This window comes from Latilactobacillus sakei (assembly GCA_002953655.1).
Lineage (GTDB): Bacteria > Bacillota > Bacilli > Lactobacillales > Lactobacillaceae > Latilactobacillus > Latilactobacillus sakei_A.
This window is the reverse complement of sequence record CP025839.1, coordinates 1,433,797-1,449,901: the sequence shown is the minus strand read 5'-3', so window position 1 is coordinate 1,449,901 and position 16,105 is coordinate 1,433,797. Positions and strand designations below refer to the sequence as shown.

The following is a 16,105-nucleotide window of genomic DNA, read 5'->3' as shown; positions in this document are numbered from 1 at the left end:
CGCTAGAATATAACAGAATCCAATGAATAGAGGTGGCTATTTTGCCTAAGAGTGCTGTAGAAACGTTGTTTGATTTAATTGATCAAACAACAACGTTGATTGAACAGAATTTAGAAACAACCTATTTAGATGCATTGACTGAATCAATTGCCAATATTGCTGATGGTGGTCGTGTGAAGGTTGAAGATAATTTACCAGATGCGCAAACGGTCGCACAACTTGAACCAATTTACGCAACGGTTAAGCTGAACCAGTTTGATGCGGAGACCATTCGTCAAGCCTTACAACTGGCAACCTTAAAAGGACTTCGACAAGTTAAAGTGGAGCCTAATAAACAAATGACCCCTGATGCAATCGGTTATTTAGTCGCCTATTTGGCGGAAGTATTTGGTGGCGCTGATCAAATTAAGACAGTGTTAGACCCAGTGATTGGTACAGGTAATTTATTAGCAACTGTCATGAATCATATTCAAAATCTAACGGGTAATAAGCTCCAAGGTTTTGGGGTTGATAATGATGATAGTCTACTAGAATTAGCTGGTATCAGTAGCGAGTTACAAGGGTTAGACACCACTTTATTCCATCAAGATGCGATTGAACCGTTAATGGTTAAGCCAGTTGATATCGCGGTTGCTGATTTACCAATTGGTTTTTATCCAATTGATGAACGGGCAGCGGATTTTGAAACGCATGCTGCTAGTGGCCACTCATATGCGCATCATTTATTAATTGAACAAACGATGCACTATGTTAAAGAAGGCGGTTTTGGCTTCTTTCTGGTACCCAATGTTATTTTGGAAACAGATGAAGCTAAGCAATTGGTAAAATGGATTACTAAACACGTCTACTTGCAAGGCCTATTGAGCTTACCAGTTAACTTGTTTAAAACTAAAGAAGGCCAAAAAGCCATCTTAGTCTTACAAAAACAAGGCGCTGGTGCCCAACAAGCTAAGCAAATTCTATTAGGTGAATTTCCAAATTCAAACGATCAAAAAGCGTTCGCTGCGTATTTACAACAGATTCGGACTTGGCATAAAGAAAATATTAATTAATCGAATAGAAAAGGTGATTAGATGTCAAAAATTTTAGCAATTAATGCCGGCAGTTCAACTTTAAAATGGAAATTATTTGTAATGCCTGAAGAAAAGGTGATTGCCAAAGGGATGGTTGATCGTCTCGGCTTATCTGATTCTGTCTTCACTGTTAAGTATGGTGATGGTCAAAAATATGAAATTACGCAAGATATTGAAACCCAAGATGTTGCGGTTGATTTATTACTTAAGAAGTTAATCGAATTTAAGATTATTGCTGAATATTCAGAAATTAGTGGGATTGGCCACCGGGTTGTTGCCGGAGGCGAAGATTTTAAAACATCTGCCTTGATCACTGAAGCCTCATTAAAACGTATTGAAGAATTAGCTGAATACGCACCATTGCATAATCCTGCTGAAGCCGGTGTGATCCGTGCTTTCCGTAATATTCTGCCTGATGTGCCACAAGTAGCAGTCTTTGATACCTCGTTCCACACAACAATGCCTGAAGAAAACTATCTTTATAGTTTGCCACTAGACTATTATCGTAAATATGGGGCTCGTAAATACGGGGCTCATGGGACTAGTCACCGTTATGTCTCACATCGTGCGGCTGAAATGTTAGGAAAACCATTAGAAGATTTGAAGATGATTACAATGCATCTTGGGAGTGGTGTTTCAATGACCGCTATCAAGGAGGGTAAGTCATTGGATACTTCAATGGGCTTTACACCACTTGCTGGTGTTACAATGAGTACCCGTTCGGGCGATATCGATGCTTCATTAGTCGCTTTCTTAATGAAGAAATTAGATATCAAGGATCCAGAAGAGATGATTGATATCTTGAATAAGAAATCTGGGATTTACGGTATTTCAGGCTTATCGCCTGATATGCGTGATCTTGAAAAGACCAGAGAAGAACGCCCAGAATCACAATTAGCAATTGATATTTTCGTTAACCGTTTAATCAAGTATGTTGGTTCATACGTGGCGATTATGGGAGGCTTAGATGTCTTGGTGATCACAGCTGGTATGGGTGAAGGTGACATCTTGATGCGTCAACGTATTGGCGACCGTCTTAGCTATTTCGGTGTTGAGGTTGATCCAGAACGGAATAATGTGATGGCACAAGAACGCATTATTAGTACAGATGATTCAAAAGTTAAGGTGCTCTTAGTACCTACAAACGAAGAAGTCATGATTGCCAGAGACGTTATGTCAGTTGGTCAAATTAAATAAGTTTAAAAAGTGATCAGCGTATTGCTGGTCCTTTTTTATTGGAGGTTTAAGGCAATGTCAAGTTTTACAATTTTTTATAGTATCTTAGCAATCGCTTTGTTAGTCATTTGGCTAGTCGTGCAGTTTCATATGGTATATCGCGCTAAGAGTAGTCGTGTGATGCGCATCATTTTGACGATAATTGCGATCGGGTTACTGATTGCCAGTCTTGTTGTCACAGGAACGGTAGATGATAAGCTGACCGGTATTGCGTCAGTTATCATTCTATTAGTTTTCGCATTTTGGCCCAAGGGTTTTACCAAGACCATGCTGATTGCGAATTTAAATACGGTTCGTCAATTTGCCGCAATTTCTAAAATTGAATTAATCACAAAAGAGGCTGAAACCGTCGTTCAAGTGTTTAGCGGTCAAATTCAAATTACGACGTTAAAGTTTAAATTAGATAGTCAAATACTAGCTAAGTTTCTCAAAGAACGGTTTCCTGAGAAACGATTAGTGGTTAAATCGGCGTAATCCTTTTATATTACGCGAATTTATGATAGAATATGCTATGCATATCGGGGCCGTTACGGATTCGACATGTGTAGGTGAGCGTGAATTGCACTTCGTAGGTTACGTCTGCGTTAACAACGTTACAGTTAATTATAACTGCAAACAATAACAATTCTTACGCTGTAGCTGCCTAAACACCAGCATAGCGTGATCCGCCTAACTTCACCCAAGGGTTAGATCCGGGTCTCAAATTAATTGGGTTACGTTAAATGCCGCCGTTTGAAGTGTTTAAAAGAGATTTTCAAACTAGTTAGTCCATCCGAGCCTTTGTTGAACGGCGTTTTGGGCTAACGAATTTCTAAATAGTTCGACTATGAGTGTAGAGATTGACGTGGCAATGCGCATGGACGCGGGTTCAACCCCCGCCGGCTCCATTGGATAAAACAAGGGTTAAGCTAATTAGTTGGCTTAATAAAAGGCATTTAACACTACCGTAACGGTGTTAAATGCCTTTTTTGTTGCAAAAAAATAACAGCCACGGGATGACTGCTATTTTAGTGTCTATGCCCAACGATTTGTTTTTGTTGGTAAGAGCATTAAAATGTAGAACCAGATTGTCCCGATAAGTGGTACGAATTCAATGAGAACCCACCAGCCTGAACGGTCTGTATCGTGAAGACGACGGATTTTAACGGATAAAGTTGCAATCCAGACGATGAAGACCACGATATTACGGCCCATCGAAATGCCTAAATCACCAATATTATAAATTTCTGAAATTGGATGACCGGTCATGGTCTGAATAATCCCGATAATAATACCACCTAAGAAATAATTAATAATAATTGGCCACCAAAAATCAGGTCGATTTGAGGTTCCTGTGAAATCGAAAATCCGTTCCCAAAATCTTTGATATGATTTAACCATAATAAAAACCCCTTTCCATTAATCAGCTTTTAACGTCATCTGATTTGGACGATAAAAGTTGGCTGAGAGACATCTATTGCTGTTAATAATATTATGGCATACCCAGATTACCGATTAATAGTTTTTAGCTTGCTAATGCTTGTTAAATCATAAAAGAAGCCAGGATGTACAACAACCAAATATGGATGGGATAGAAGAAGTAGAAAAATGACTTCATACTGCGTCCTTTTTGGCCATTGTATAACAAGATAGGGATAATCGCGAAAACCATCATCCATTGGGTGTTAGTCGTTAATAAACCAGTAAAGGTAAATCCTGAGTTGGCGCCCGCATTAATAACAGCAAAAGCAACAATTGTCAGGCATTGCAGTAACCGATTATTGCGGAAAAGATAGAAAAAGACGCCGATGTAAAGAAAAATAGAATTTTCAGCGAGTGTAACGGTTGGCACAATCATCCCAATATTGGCTGCCAACATTGCTGTTTTAGGATTAACAATTAGGACTATTACCAATAGTGACATGATAATAGGGACGATGAGTGCTAGGATGCCAATTGTGATTTGTTTGGTACGCTGAGCCTGCCAGCCCGCTGTGATTTTTTGGATGCCATACATTGCTAATACGGCGATAAATAGGTCTGTAAAAATGTTATTTGATAAGGCAATATCACCAACTGTGAAGAATTGTTGAATGAGACGATCCCCAAAACTCATTATCCAAAAGCCAACCAATAACTGAGTCAAATAACGTTTCTGATTACGGGTGTGTGTGAAACCTTCAACTGCCATGAAAAAGAAAATAGTCGCGACTGGTCTCCCGAACCAATCGACCCAGTCAGGAACTCCTGCACCGGCGAACATTTGATGGACATGGTCAACGAACATGAGCAAGATTCCTAAAATTTTAATATCGAAATTATTCATAATCTGATGTGATTTGACTTGCATAAAGTAACTCCCCTAAAAGATTTAATGGCTATATTATCTCATGCTTCAAGCTCAATGATAAGCGTTAAATCTGGAGTGACAATTCTGTTAGATAACATAAAAAAGCAAAGTCCTAAAAGACTTTGCTTAATGTGTTTATTTGGCAGTTTTACTCGAACCATCTGCGTAATTTAAAGTGACGCCATCGGCAACGTTAAAGATGTAAGTGTTAAATTGAATGCTATTGTCGCCAACTGATTGGCCTTCCATTTGGACGCCCCGGGCTAATAATTCATTCCCTCTAAAAATAGGTGTTACACGGTAACGCACGTAGCTTGAGGGGTGTTTTTTTAGATAGGTTGCAATATCCGATTCATGGGCCAGCATTTCAGGGGCATTTAATTGGCGAGTCCCGGTGATGAGATTTTTAGGATTATTGTTCTCACCAGTCAGTTGATAACCGATTAGATGACTCCGATTGTAGAGCCAGCCGGATTTTATCCGCTTGTTACGCCAACCAGTCGGGTTCCAGGTAAGGCCTTCTCGCTTAGTAGTAGGCATCATGCTTTTATTTAAGAGCGCATTGGCGGTACCGGCCCGATTTAATTGATCAAGATTGCTAAAAGTCTGCCAGGGGCCTTTTGTCGTCTCTAGATCAGCTACAGTAAAGATGGGTTGGTTATTGTTGACGATAATTTCGTTATCGCCTTGATAATCTAATGTTGCCAGCTCAGAAGCAGCGTGATTTGTTGTATTAGCGATGGGGGTATTGGTTTCAGTTGCCAGTTTAGCGAGTTGCTTATTGAGCTTGTTGATCTGGCGTTGTAATTTACTGATTTTCTTGCTAGTCTTTTTATTCTTCTGATTAATCTTTTGAGCTTGTTGATAATCCGCGGTCCCTGAAGCTGCTTGGGTCGGTTCCGGTGTGATGAGGGGACTACTTGCTGCGAGTAGTAGCCCGATAATAAGGGTGGTGGTTGTTTTTAATTTTGACATGCTAATCCTCCCAGCCACAAAGCGTATAGCCTTGGGCTTGGGCCTCAGCTAATGTCATGGTTGTTGTACTCGTGGCACGTTTTAGACCGCGACAGTTCGCATCGAGATGGTATTTTTTACCGGCGTTGGGTGCTACTGTTACCATTTGCTCAGCTTGATTAGCGGTTGTGGGGGGTGTATCGACTGCGGCAGCCGATTGCACACTACTTTCAGTAGCCGCTTCTTGTGAATTGATACGTGCTTCTTGTTCAGCAACCGCAATTGATAGGCTGTTAGCCTCTGATTTTTTGGCTACTAGTTGTTTTTTGAGCGAAGTTGAGTTAGCGAGTGCTTCTTGTTTGGCCCGTTGGCCTGCTTTTTTCGAAACGCGTTGAACCCTTGTTTTTGAAGCACTTGCCGAGTTAATAAGAGTCTGTGTGGTGCCTAGGCCAATGATTACGATGACTAGCAGTGTCAGAGATAACCCCAAGCGATGATCGGATTTTTTCGTGAAATAATAAATGCTGGTGATGATACTGATGGTGAAAAGAATCGTCAATAAAATGGTCATTAATTAGCCTCCAAAGGACATGATTTAGTTAATTGTATAATGGGCTTGATCTGAAAGCAATCAACCACTAAAAAAGCCCCAGTCATCAGACTGAGGCTTGTGGTTTAATTTGATTGCACTTCTAATGAAACAATCGTGCTAGTACGGTAGTATTTATCTGGATGTTCGTCGAGCGTTAACCAGTCAGCGCTGGCTAATAATCCGGCGAGGACATTAACGGGTTGACTATCAGTTTGTTGATTGGCTTTAGCAGATGCCAAAGCTTCTTGATAGCTGCCTGAGAAAATTGCTTCTAAATAGAAGGCTTGGTCTTCATCAACGCTTAGATAACTTGTATCGTTTTTCCAAGCGTGGAAACGTGCTGTTTCCGGTAAAGTAACGGTCTCGTTATTTGAAAAAGTCATTAAAAAGGTCATGGTACCACACTCCAATTCTTAATTTAAAAATCAAAATGAATCCACCCTAAGTATACCATGATTGGGTAAAAAGGCCTTCTTTTTGACATTATCTACTGAAGACTCGTAAAATGAAGTTAGAATAGTGAAAGGGGAAAGAAACGATGGCAAATGAAGAACGCTTAGATAGTCTTAAAGATCAGATTGAAGGCACAGTTAAGAAGGTCGTCGAAGAAGTGACCCACGACAAATCGCCAGAAGAAGCCAAAAAAGATAAACCAAAAACTAAAACGACGCCAGAAAAATAGTTGCTAAAGACGCTCACTAAATTCATTTTAGGTGATCGTCTTTTTTAGTGGTGTCATTTTAACGAATACTGTTCGCTTTTAAGTGGCATGCTTGGTATAATTTAAGGGATAGTCAGAGGAAGTAGGTACAATAAATGGATTACGCAGAAATGTTAGACCGGCAAAAACACATTCGTAACTTTTCGATCATCGCGCATATTGATCATGGTAAATCAACATTAGCTGATCGAATTCTTGAGATGACGGATACTATTGCCAAGCGCGATATGCAAGCGCAAGTCTTAGATGACATGGAATTAGAACGTGAACGTGGGATTACCATCAAGTTGAACGCGGTGGAATTACACTACCATGCTAAAGATGGCGAAACTTATATTTTCCATTTAATCGATACGCCAGGGCACGTCGATTTTTCATATGAAGTATCACGAAGTTTGGCAGCCTGCGAAGGGGCCTTATTAGTTGTTGATGCAGCGCAAGGCGTTGAGGCTCAAACGTTGGCCAACGTTTATTTAGCGGTCGATGATGATCTTGAAATCGTACCAGTTATCAATAAAATTGACCTACCATCAGCGCAACCTGATGTGGTTAAAGCTGAAATTGAAGAAATGATTGGTTTGGATGCGTCAGAAGCCGTTCTGGCCAGTGCCAAAAGTGGGATTGGAATTGAAGAAATTCTTGAAAAATTAGTGACGGATGTACCAGCACCAACTGGTGATTTAGAAGCGCCATTAAAAGCCTTAATTTTTGATTCAAACTACGATAGTTACCGCGGGGTGGTCTTAAATATCCGAGTGGTCGACGGCATGGTTAAAGTCGGCGATAAGATTCGTTTAATGAATAGCGGTAAAGAATTTGAAGTTACCGAAGTGGGCGTGATGTCACCAAAGGCGGTTAAACGTGATTTCTTAATGGTCGGTGATGTTGGCTATATCACAGCTAGCATCAAAACAATTCAAGATACACGCGTTGGGGATACAGTCACTCTAGCTGATAATCCAGCTGACGCACCCCTTGATGGTTATCGGCATATCCAACCCATGGTTTATTCAGGGATGTATCCCGTTGATAACGCGAAGTTTAATGATTTACGGGAAGCACTTGAAAAACTACAATTAAACGATGCGGCGTTAGAGTTTGAACCAGAATCATCACAAGCTTTAGGCTTTGGGTTCCGGTGTGGTTTCTTAGGCCTTTTACACATGGATGTTGTTCAAGAACGATTGGAACGTGAATTTAATTTGGACTTGATTATGACAGCCCCATCGGTTGATTACCATGTTGCCTTGACTGATGGGACTGAAGAAGTGATTGATAATCCATCAGAAATGCCAGAAACATCAAATATTTCAGAAGTTAAAGAGCCATATGTCAAAGCATCAATCATGGTCCCTAACGATTATGTGGGGGCTGTGATGGAACTAGCCCAACGTAAACGGGGCGAATTCGTGACAATGGATTATTTAGACACGTACCGGGTCAATGTAATCTACAACATGCCACTTTCTGAAATCATTTTTGATTTCTTTGATGATTTGAAATCAAATACCAAGGGTTACGCATCGTTTGATTACGAAGTGACGGGCTATCGGGCCAGCGACTTGGTTAAGATTGATATTCTCTTGAACGGCGAAGCGGTCGATGCCTTGAGTTTCATCGTGCATCGCGACTTTGCCTTTGAACGGAGCCGGGTGATTGTGGGTAAGTTGAAAGAAACGATTCCACGGCAACAATTTGAAGTGCCAATCCAAGCCGCTATTGGGAATAAGATTATTGCCCGTTCAACTGTTAAAGCTTTCCGGAAAAACGTGCTGGCCAAGTGTTACGGTGGCGACATCACCCGGAAACGGAAATTGTTAGAAAAGCAAAAGGCTGGGAAGAAACGGATGAAATCCGTGGGCTCGGTGGAAGTACCGCAAGAAGCCTTCATGTCCATTCTTAAGATGAACGAAGAAGATAAAAAAGGTAAATAAATAGCAAAAGACCTCCGAATTAATAGCGCAAGTTGCGCATGATCGGAGGTCTTTTTGTTATTGATACATATCGATTAGTTTTAAAAAGATAATGAGGATAACGATACTGATCCAGAAAGTGACGCTGGCGCTTTTTCTGAGGGTGGCGTTATGTTTATAAAAGGCGATCAAACTCATTACTGATGAGCCGAGCACGGCGACGGCTGAACAAAAGACGATAAATAGTAAGATAATTTGTTGTGCTGATGACATAAAAAGACTCCTTTTGACTGTTGATAATATAAAGTAGTATAGCAAAAAAGGCTAATCACGACTAATTTTAGTTAAAAATCGTAATAGGTGTTATAATACTAATAACACCTATTACGATTGGAGTCAGTTTATGAAAAAATCAGTTCGCTTGAGTAATGCCGTCCATTTGATGACCTTGATTGCGTTAAATCCGTTTGATAATCTCTCAAGCCAGAGACTGGCAAAGAGTATCAACACCAACCCGTCTTTTATTCGGCAGATTATGAGTCAATTACGACAGGCGGATTTACTAACGAGTGTTAAAGGGCACGTAGAACCAAAATTAACGAAGGATCCCGCTCAAATTTCACTTTATGATATCTATAAAGCAGTTGATGATACACGATTATTAAATATTGATACGCAAATTGATCCTAGTTGCGGGCCTGGTCAAAATATTCAGCTATCATTGGCGGATTATTATGATCAGATTCAGGCGCAAGCCGAACAACAGATGCACAGTATTAAATTAGCCGACATTTTAGCACAGTATCAAGAACGTCTTGAAAAACATCCAGAACTGAGTCAGTTTGAAGCATAAAAAAAGGCCATCCGAACAACTTCAATGAGTTGACGGACGGCCTTTTTAGTAGTGTCATATTTTTATGACAACATTGGTTTTAAATCAGCCAAGACTTTAGCGAGGTCGTATTTAACCGGGATTCCGCGATCCGTTAGTTCTTTAGGAACAATCGCATCTTTGGGGTTAACGGTGATATAGGTTGCTTGGGGATTTTGGTAAGTGAGGTTCATAAAAGGTTCCTTAATAAACATTGGCGTCATCATCCCAACACCGAGTTCAAGATAAACCGTCTTTTTATTTTCAGCTTTTTTATTAAATGCGCGATATTTGGCATATTGTGCTTCGTAGAATTCGCCTTCTAAAAAGTTAAGGCCACGGACCCATTCGTTCATTTCAGCACCACACTTTGGACAACGTGGGATTAGATTTTCCGGTAAGTGACCATCGACGACCTGCGAATAAAGCCGCTCAACTAAATCACGATTTGGATAGACCTTGTCGTGGCAGCGATTGTTACATTGGAAATAGGACCAGTCACCTTGAATGACAGCAACGTCCTTTTCAGGGAAGGCAGTTGTAAATTGATGGTCTTGGTTGGTAGTCACAATCTCAAAATCTTTGCCCTTTAGCACAGCTTTGAGATCACGATAGGGTTGATAGACCGGTTCGTTCAAGACAAAATGGATTAAGGTTAATTTGAACCCCCAATAATCGCCTTGATTGTCCCAAGTTCGCCCAATATACTGTTCGAGATAACCATTCCGCCAGATGCTGCCAGCATGGTATTTAGCTTCAATCGCTTTGAATTTTGCCAGATAGGTCGGATCACCGGGATTATACCAGTCAGGGCCAGTAGCCGCTGACATGCCAGCCGCACCGCCGACGATAATGTAATCGGCCGCTTTAATGGCAGCGGCAGTTTTTTGTAGCGTTATTTGATAATCTGAATTAGTCATTTTTGAGGAGCTCCTTAAACGTTTTATCGATTGAACCGGCTAAGCCAATTGATTGGTCCCCAATGGCTGTTGGAATATTAATTTCCGGTGGTAAGTTTAATGTGATGTATTTATACTGCGAGTTTTGGGCAACTAATTGCATGAGCGGTGCTTTGATTAACTGATTGTGAGCACCAATTCCTAGCTCGAGAACCACCACATTTTTATTTTGGTAACGTTCAATAAAAGAATTGAAGCGTGTTTGTTGTTGTTTAATAGCCGGTATCGGGTTTTGATTATTATAAATATTACCTTCAACTTCAAAAATGCTATTTGCATTAAAACCACTCAATTGAAAATGCGTATCACCATTCGAAGTCACAATGAAATACGCGTGGTCGGCAATTAAGGCTTTAAGATCTTGGAATACGGGACTTACTTGGTAATTATTGACCATATAATCAAAGATTGCGCTATAAAATACTTGGCGCTCTTCGGGCGTTGGAAATTGATAGGTGAGTCCCTGCAAAATGTTCATAAAACCGTACTGATTATGGAATTGTTGAAAATGGTCTTTAAAAGCCTGATCGTATGCAAATATGTTATAGCCTTCGGTAATGGATAAGCCGTTACTAGCACTAATCAAGATCGCATCCGCACTATCAAGCCAACGACGCGCCATTTTAAAATCATTCATAAATTAAATCTCCTTCGGTGTATTTATAAAAATAACAGCAATGTTATGTATTGTACACTGTTATTTTTAAAATTACAACCATGGCGTTAAATTAATGACAGACTAGTGGTTTATTTTGGTATACTAAGCAGAAACAAATCTTAACTAGAAAAGGGATGGCCATATGTTAGAAGCAATATCATTATCAGTTGAAACTGTCACTCGCGCCCAAGAACGTCTGTTAGAAACTTTAGAACAGATGACACTAGAAGAGGCCAATACGATGCCCAATCCGCTTATCAAATCAGTAACATGGCTTATTTGGCATACGGCACGGGAATTAGACTACCAGATTTCAGATTTAAAAGGGCAACCACCATTATGGCTTAGTGCGGATTGGACAAGTCGGTTTGGCTTAGCACTACCAGATGATACGCAAGATTGGCAGCATAGCCCCGAAGAGGCGGCCAAGGTCGTGGTCGTTGATCGGCAACTTCTAATCGACTATTTAGCAGCAGCTGTTGATTTAACGCAAGTCTATCTTCAAGATGTTTCTTTAGAAAGTTTAGAGGAAGTGATTGATGATAATTGGACACCGGCAGTCACCCGCGGCGCGCGGTTAGTTTCAATTATCGACGATGCTGTGATGCATTCAGGCCAAGCGGTGTATACGAGGAGATTGGTGATTGGTAAATAATAAAGCTATTCATTATTTCAAAAAAGAATAAGGACATCACAAAAAAGAGATACCATTTGGTATCTCTTTTTTGTGATTTGGCATATAAATGACATGCTATTATATTGTATGTAATTAATTATTAATATTTGGAGGAATTATAATATGAAGACTAAATTATTCTCAGTAGTAGCAGTAGCAGCATTGGTGGCACCAGCTGCAATGACAATCAGTTCAGTATCAGCTGATGCGGTAACACCACAAACATCAAAAGCGGACTTTACGGTGGTTGCTAAAGATCCAACTAACCCAACCGATCCTGAAAATGGTACTTTGGTTTTAAAATCAGTACCAAGTTTTAACTTCGGTACAATTGAAGCTAGTGATATTTATGCTGGGTTTAATGGTAAAAAAGCACAAGCCGATGGTACTTTAGAAGTATCTGATACACGTTTAGGTGCATCAGATTGGACATTAACAGCTGATATGGGTCAATTTTCTGATAAAGATAACCAATTAAAAGGGTCAACATTGAACTTAGCTTCTACTGGTTCATTGGGTGAAGACTTAGCAACTGCTATTAAAGATGATGCAAGTGCTGTTGAAGTGGTTAAAGGTAACGGTGCCCATGGTGTTGATACATTCAACATGGCCGCTGCTGATAGTAAATTAACAATGGCTGCTAACCCAGCTGCTGATTTAGCAAAGGATGAAGCTTTCTCAACAACCATCAACTGGAATTTATCATCAACAACACCAGTGGCACCAGAAGCTTAAGCTGAACAATAAACAGCAATTGGCGCTAGTGTCATAGTCAAGTAAGTGAATGATGATTGGATAAGGGGCAGGCAAAGTGATTTGCCCACCCCTTATTTTTATAGGAGGCTACAAAGTTGTTTAAAAAGAAAGGTTTAATCGTATTATTAGGGTTAATGTGTCTATTGGTGGGGATTGGTAGTTTTGCACAAGCGGTGCAGGCAGAGGGTGCTGAATTTACCGTGACACCTGAATATGGCTTAGGACAAACGGATGCGAGTTTGGGTTATTTCGCAATTAAAGCTGAAAAAGGGCAAACGTATCCGATTACTGTTAATGTGCAGAATTTAAATATGAAGAAAACAAATGATTTCAATGCACAGCTTGTAGCCGCCTCAACGTCAAATAGCGGCAGTATTGACTATACACCGACGCATCAAAAAATGGTTAAAACAAAAGCGCCATTGTTACCTGATTTGGTCTCAAAAGAAGCCCGTAAGCAAAATCTGACGCTAGCGCCCGGCGCTTCGAAGAAAGTCACTTTTAAGGTTAAAGTACCTAGAGCAGGTTTTAGAGGAACGATTCTAGGTAGTGTCTATGTAAAACGAATGTCGAATAACGAACCGCAAAAGCAGGGCTTTGGCATTAAAAACAGCTTTGCGATGACAATTCCAATCGTGATGACACAAGATTTCAATCGAAAAATCACGCCCAAGTTAACGTTAACGAAGACTAAGTTGGTTTCAAATGGTGGGGTGCCACAAGTGGTCGGTCAAATTGCTAATCATGAACCGACAATGTTTGGTCAAATTAAAATGTATGCTTGGATTACTCAAAAAAATGATACTAAAAAATTATATCAAAAGAATGCTGAAAAATTAGCAATGGCGCCGCGCTCAACATTTAACTATGCAATTGAGACGAATAATAAAATTTTACCCAAAGGCCAATATACTTATCATGTCAAAATGGTATCAGGTAAGAAAACCTTTAATTTAAAACAACGCTTTACAGTTGACGGCGCTAACCGTGAACAAGTCAACAAAACACTAATCGATCCAGAAAAACCAGGGATTAATTGGTGGTTATGGGGCTCTTTTGGTATTTTATTATTATTAGGGATTGCGTTAGGTGCCTATTTAATCGGTCGAAAAAGGGGTGTCGGGGAACATGACGAGTAGTTTATCAGAACGTAAGGATATTTTAACGCTTGCATTAACGTTGCTAGTGTTCTTATTAGTAACGATGGTGCAGCCAGTCCAGGCTAATCGAATTGATAGCGGTCAAAGCACTGTTAGTTTTGCAGTGCATATTGATCAAAAGAGGCCAACAGCACCGGGTGATCACAACCAAGATAGCGGTGTTGCACAACCGACGATCCCGGAAAATGGACAAGAAATTCATTATACGGCCAGTGGCACTCAAAATGTTACTGGACGTCTACCGCAAACGGGTGCTTTAAAGAGTACGTTACTCAGTTTAGTCGGTAGTGCGCTAATGCTATTAGTACTTGGCTGGCGGCGTCGGCAATCTAACATTAAGGGGGGCGACTATGATGCAAATTAAGCGCCTAGTTTATGGCGGCTTAGCCGGCATACTGCTTACGAGTAGCTTGATTAATGTGCCGGTTCAAGTTCGGGCGGCTGAATCAGAACCAGCAACCAGTATGAGTGAAACCGAAAAAGGGGCATCAACAGAAGCAGTCGATGCAAGTGCACCTAAATTAGCTACAAATGAAAAAACACCCACCAGTCGTAGTGCGGAACCAGTCGGGACACCCAGTGATGCAGATAAGCCGTCAAAAGATGGATGGAGCTTCTTACTAACCATTTTTAGACGAGGATTTAGCCATCAGCCGCAAGAAGAAGATTATTTTGCGTTGCAAGATATTGATAAGGCTAAGTTCTCAGGGATGAGCATTCTAACCAACTTAGGGAATGGCTTAGGTAAAGATATTACTGTTCGGCGTTGGCATTGGGATGCCAGTCAGAATGACTGGGTTGAGGATAAAAGACAACCTAAAGCCAAGACGGGTTGGTCCTTGATCATGGGCTCTTTGGGTTTTTTAGATGTTAATGATTACGCCTTAAATAAGTCGGGTAATTTAGGTGTCGGGACGTACTATTACCAATTTAGCTTCTCAGATGGTATTTGGCCTTTTAATAAGACTTTCTATTCTGATTTAGCGAAGGTCGGGATTACGCCAGAACCGAAACCGGCTAAATCGATTAATGCCGATACGGATAATGCTGACGGCACACCTAAAGTCATCTATTCGGACGTCGATTATGGGGCTAGAGCGATTATTGACCCCGTTGATTCGACCGATGATATTACTTGGCAAGCAGCCAGTGCTAAAGATTTGTTGAAATTTACACCAAATAACGGGCGAAAAACATCGCTAATGGCTGGTAATGGTGAGGTTGGTAGCGACAAACAATATATACCGGATTCTTATTATGTTAACCAAGTCAATCGTGATCCTAAAGTACCAGGAATTCCGGCTAACTTTAAGGTGGCAGCTGGCAATGTAGCAGCTAATAAAGGTGTTTATGTTGGTGGGCTGCCAGCCTATAATCGGCCAATGGATACTGGTGGCAGTTGGACCGTCGGCGGTTTAAGTGACTTAGTTAAAGCCACTGGTTCAACAAGTGCCTGGCATTATGCTTGGCGTTTTATGGATAGTACAGGCAAGACAATAGAATTACCTGCTGCTAGTGGTGTGACAAACAGTAGCGGCGATATTGATGAGCTGGTTGACTTAAATACGGCACAACCGTTAACATTTGCTAAGGATAGTCTGTTTATGAAACAGGCCGCAGCTGCGACTGCCAGTGGTAAGAGTTATCAAGCGCAGCTAACACTAACGACCAACGTTGATTCTGAAGAAGAATCAAGTAAAAAAACAGAAAAGGTGGTCGTCGTCTCTAATAAGGCCGAATTACAAGTTCAGCCCTCATTAGGTAAGTTAACATTGGATCAAGTGCCTAACTTTAGATTTGGTAATGTTTTAGCGAAAGATGTTTATGCAGGGACAAATGTGCAAAAGCAGCCATACGAAGTTAGTGACACATTAAAAATTACTGATTCTAGAGTTAATCCGGGTTGGAAATTAACAGCAAAAATGACTAAAATGGCATCTAAAGCTGGCCATCGCTTGAATACAACGACGGTTAATATGAGTGGCTTACCAGGCGGAACTAATTTAGGATTGGTTGATAATGATAGTGAAACAACGATTGCATCGACCAAGTTATCAAACGCTTGGCAAGTAACGGGTAACTTATTGATGGCTGCCAATTCAGACCTCCAAATTGAAGCTGGTGAAACTTTTTCCAGTGATATTACTTGGACATTAAATAATACGCAGCCTGAAGTACCAGCAGCCTAACTAAAAAAAGCCTCGTAA

Annotated in this window: 18 protein-coding genes and 1 other RNA gene; 11 read left to right on the top strand and 8 right to left on the bottom strand. The window is 40.6% G+C overall.

Going from position 1 to position 16,105, the window contains the following annotated elements:
• Positions 1-41 precede the first annotated feature (41 nt).
• From C0213_07195 to ssrA, 4 genes are all read left to right on the top strand, one after another.
• Positions 42-1,052: an SAM-dependent methyltransferase gene (locus tag C0213_07195; protein AUX12212.1), complete on the top strand. Its 1,011-nt coding sequence runs from the start codon at positions 42-44 to the stop codon at positions 1,050-1,052.
• A gap of 21 nt (positions 1,053-1,073) precedes the next feature.
• Entirely contained in the window at positions 1,074-2,270 is a 1,197-nt protein-coding gene (locus C0213_07190) for an acetate kinase (GenBank protein AUX12211.1), read from the top strand.
• Between the two features lie 54 nt (positions 2,271-2,324).
• Positions 2,325-2,783, top strand: coding sequence for a laaL (locus C0213_07185; GenBank protein ID AUX12210.1), 459 nt, complete (start codon positions 2,325-2,327; stop codon positions 2,781-2,783).
• 46 nt (positions 2,784-2,829) lie between these two features.
• Positions 2,830-3,199: a transfer-messenger RNA gene (ssrA, locus tag C0213_07180) on the top strand.
• A 124-nt stretch (positions 3,200-3,323) separates the two neighbouring features.
• Here ssrA and C0213_07175 read toward each other — a convergent pair.
• The 5 genes from C0213_07175 to C0213_07155 form a co-directional block, all read right to left on the bottom strand.
• Positions 3,324-3,689 carry a DUF805 domain-containing protein gene (locus C0213_07175; protein ID AUX12209.1) on the bottom strand — a complete coding sequence of 122 codons (366 nt, stop codon included), beginning with the start codon at positions 3,687-3,689 and terminating at the stop codon, positions 3,324-3,326.
• 142 nt (positions 3,690-3,831) lie between these two features.
• The gene (locus tag C0213_07170) at positions 3,832-4,638 is read right to left on the bottom strand and encodes a hypothetical protein (GenBank protein AUX12208.1); all 807 of its coding nucleotides are present in this window, start codon (positions 4,636-4,638) and stop codon (positions 3,832-3,834) included.
• 135 nt (positions 4,639-4,773) lie between these two features.
• Positions 4,774-5,613, bottom strand: coding sequence for a hydroxyacid dehydrogenase (locus C0213_07165; GenBank protein AUX12207.1), 840 nt, complete (start codon positions 5,611-5,613; stop codon positions 4,774-4,776).
• A gap of 1 nt (position 5,614) precedes the next feature.
• A complete protein-coding gene (locus C0213_07160) occupies positions 5,615-6,163 on the bottom strand; it encodes a hypothetical protein (protein ID AUX12206.1) in 549 nt (182 codons plus the stop codon).
• Positions 6,164-6,267: 104 nt separating this feature from the next.
• The gene (locus tag C0213_07155) at positions 6,268-6,579 is read right to left on the bottom strand and encodes a hypothetical protein (GenBank protein AUX12205.1); all 312 of its coding nucleotides are present in this window, start codon (positions 6,577-6,579) and stop codon (positions 6,268-6,270) included.
• A gap of 421 nt (positions 6,580-7,000) precedes the next feature.
• Here C0213_07155 and C0213_07150 point away from each other — a divergent pair, with 421 nt between their 5' ends.
• The gene (locus C0213_07150; protein AUX12204.1) at positions 7,001-8,839 is read left to right on the top strand and encodes an elongation factor 4; all 1,839 of its coding nucleotides are present in this window, start codon (positions 7,001-7,003) and stop codon (positions 8,837-8,839) included.
• A gap of 57 nt (positions 8,840-8,896) precedes the next feature.
• Here C0213_07150 and C0213_07145 read toward each other — a convergent pair whose 3' ends face one another.
• Positions 8,897-9,091, bottom strand: a complete 195-nt coding sequence (locus tag C0213_07145) for a hypothetical protein (protein ID AUX12203.1) — start codon at positions 9,089-9,091, stop codon at positions 8,897-8,899.
• A gap of 130 nt (positions 9,092-9,221) precedes the next feature.
• Here C0213_07145 and C0213_07140 point away from each other — a divergent pair, with 130 nt between their 5' ends.
• Positions 9,222-9,671 (top strand): transcriptional regulator, encoded by a 450-nt coding sequence (locus C0213_07140; protein AUX12202.1) that lies wholly within the window; start codon positions 9,222-9,224, stop codon positions 9,669-9,671.
• Between the two features lie 62 nt (positions 9,672-9,733).
• Here the strand turns inward: C0213_07140 and C0213_07135 are convergent, their stop codons facing one another.
• Together C0213_07135 and C0213_07130 are read right to left on the bottom strand one after the other, a co-directional pair.
• A complete protein-coding gene (locus C0213_07135) occupies positions 9,734-10,609 on the bottom strand; it encodes an NAD-dependent protein deacetylase (protein ID AUX12201.1) in 876 nt (291 codons plus the stop codon).
• Positions 10,602-11,285, bottom strand: a complete 684-nt coding sequence (locus C0213_07130) for a hypothetical protein (GenBank protein ID AUX12200.1) — start codon at positions 11,283-11,285, stop codon at positions 10,602-10,604. Before C0213_07130 ends, C0213_07135 begins: the two co-directional genes overlap by 8 nt.
• Positions 11,286-11,448: 163 nt before the next feature.
• Here C0213_07130 and C0213_07125 point away from each other — a divergent pair, with 163 nt between their 5' ends.
• The 5 genes from C0213_07125 (at position 11,449) to C0213_07105 (ending at position 16,087) form a co-directional block, all read left to right on the top strand.
• The gene (locus C0213_07125) at positions 11,449-11,961 is read left to right on the top strand and encodes a hypothetical protein (protein AUX12199.1); all 513 of its coding nucleotides are present in this window, start codon (positions 11,449-11,451) and stop codon (positions 11,959-11,961) included.
• 144 nt (positions 11,962-12,105) lie between these two features.
• The gene (locus C0213_07120; GenBank protein ID AUX12198.1) at positions 12,106-12,717 is read left to right on the top strand and encodes a cell surface protein; all 612 of its coding nucleotides are present in this window, start codon (positions 12,106-12,108) and stop codon (positions 12,715-12,717) included.
• A gap of 116 nt (positions 12,718-12,833) precedes the next feature.
• Positions 12,834-13,877: a hypothetical protein gene (locus C0213_07115; GenBank protein ID AUX12197.1), complete on the top strand. Its 1,044-nt coding sequence runs from the start codon at positions 12,834-12,836 to the stop codon at positions 13,875-13,877.
• Positions 13,867-14,262 carry a hypothetical protein gene (locus C0213_07110; protein ID AUX12196.1) on the top strand — a complete coding sequence of 132 codons (396 nt, stop codon included), beginning with the start codon at positions 13,867-13,869 and terminating at the stop codon, positions 14,260-14,262. Before C0213_07115 ends, C0213_07110 begins: the two co-directional genes overlap by 11 nt.
• Positions 14,249-16,087, top strand: a complete 1,839-nt coding sequence (locus C0213_07105; GenBank protein AUX12195.1) for a hypothetical protein — start codon at positions 14,249-14,251, stop codon at positions 16,085-16,087. Before C0213_07110 ends, C0213_07105 begins: the two co-directional genes overlap by 14 nt.
• The last annotated feature ends 18 nt before the right edge of the window (positions 16,088-16,105 follow it).

Bases quoted from the DNA above. Each gene is read 5' to 3' on its own strand.
- C0213_07190 (AUX12211.1), top strand. From the start codon at position 1,074: ATGTCAAAAATTTTAGCAATTAATGCCGGCAGTTCAACTTTAAAATGG.
- C0213_07185 (AUX12210.1), top strand. From the start codon at position 2,325: ATGTCAAGTTTTACAATTTTTTATAGTATCTTAGCAATCGCTTTGTTA.
- C0213_07175 (AUX12209.1), bottom strand. From the start codon at position 3,689: ATGGTTAAATCATATCAAAGATTTTGGGAACGGATTTTCGATTTCACA.
- C0213_07170 (AUX12208.1), bottom strand. From the start codon at position 4,638: ATGCAAGTCAAATCACATCAGATTATGAATAATTTCGATATTAAAATT.
- C0213_07165 (AUX12207.1), bottom strand. From the start codon at position 5,613: ATGTCAAAATTAAAAACAACCACCACCCTTATTATCGGGCTACTACTC.
- C0213_07160 (AUX12206.1), bottom strand. From the start codon at position 6,163: ATGACCATTTTATTGACGATTCTTTTCACCATCAGTATCATCACCAGC.
- C0213_07155 (AUX12205.1), bottom strand. From the start codon at position 6,579: ATGACCTTTTTAATGACTTTTTCAAATAACGAGACCGTTACTTTACCG.
- C0213_07150 (AUX12204.1), top strand. From the start codon at position 7,001: ATGGATTACGCAGAAATGTTAGACCGGCAAAAACACATTCGTAACTTT.
- C0213_07145 (AUX12203.1), bottom strand. From the start codon at position 9,091: ATGTCATCAGCACAACAAATTATCTTACTATTTATCGTCTTTTGTTCA.
- C0213_07140 (AUX12202.1), top strand. From the start codon at position 9,222: ATGAAAAAATCAGTTCGCTTGAGTAATGCCGTCCATTTGATGACCTTG.
- C0213_07135 (AUX12201.1), bottom strand. From the start codon at position 10,609: ATGACTAATTCAGATTATCAAATAACGCTACAAAAAACTGCCGCTGCC.
- C0213_07130 (AUX12200.1), bottom strand. From the start codon at position 11,285: ATGAATGATTTTAAAATGGCGCGTCGTTGGCTTGATAGTGCGGATGCG.
- C0213_07125 (AUX12199.1), top strand. From the start codon at position 11,449: ATGTTAGAAGCAATATCATTATCAGTTGAAACTGTCACTCGCGCCCAA.
- C0213_07120 (AUX12198.1), top strand. From the start codon at position 12,106: ATGAAGACTAAATTATTCTCAGTAGTAGCAGTAGCAGCATTGGTGGCA.
- C0213_07110 (AUX12196.1), top strand. From the start codon at position 13,867: ATGACGAGTAGTTTATCAGAACGTAAGGATATTTTAACGCTTGCATTA.
- C0213_07105 (AUX12195.1), top strand. From the start codon at position 14,249: ATGATGCAAATTAAGCGCCTAGTTTATGGCGGCTTAGCCGGCATACTG.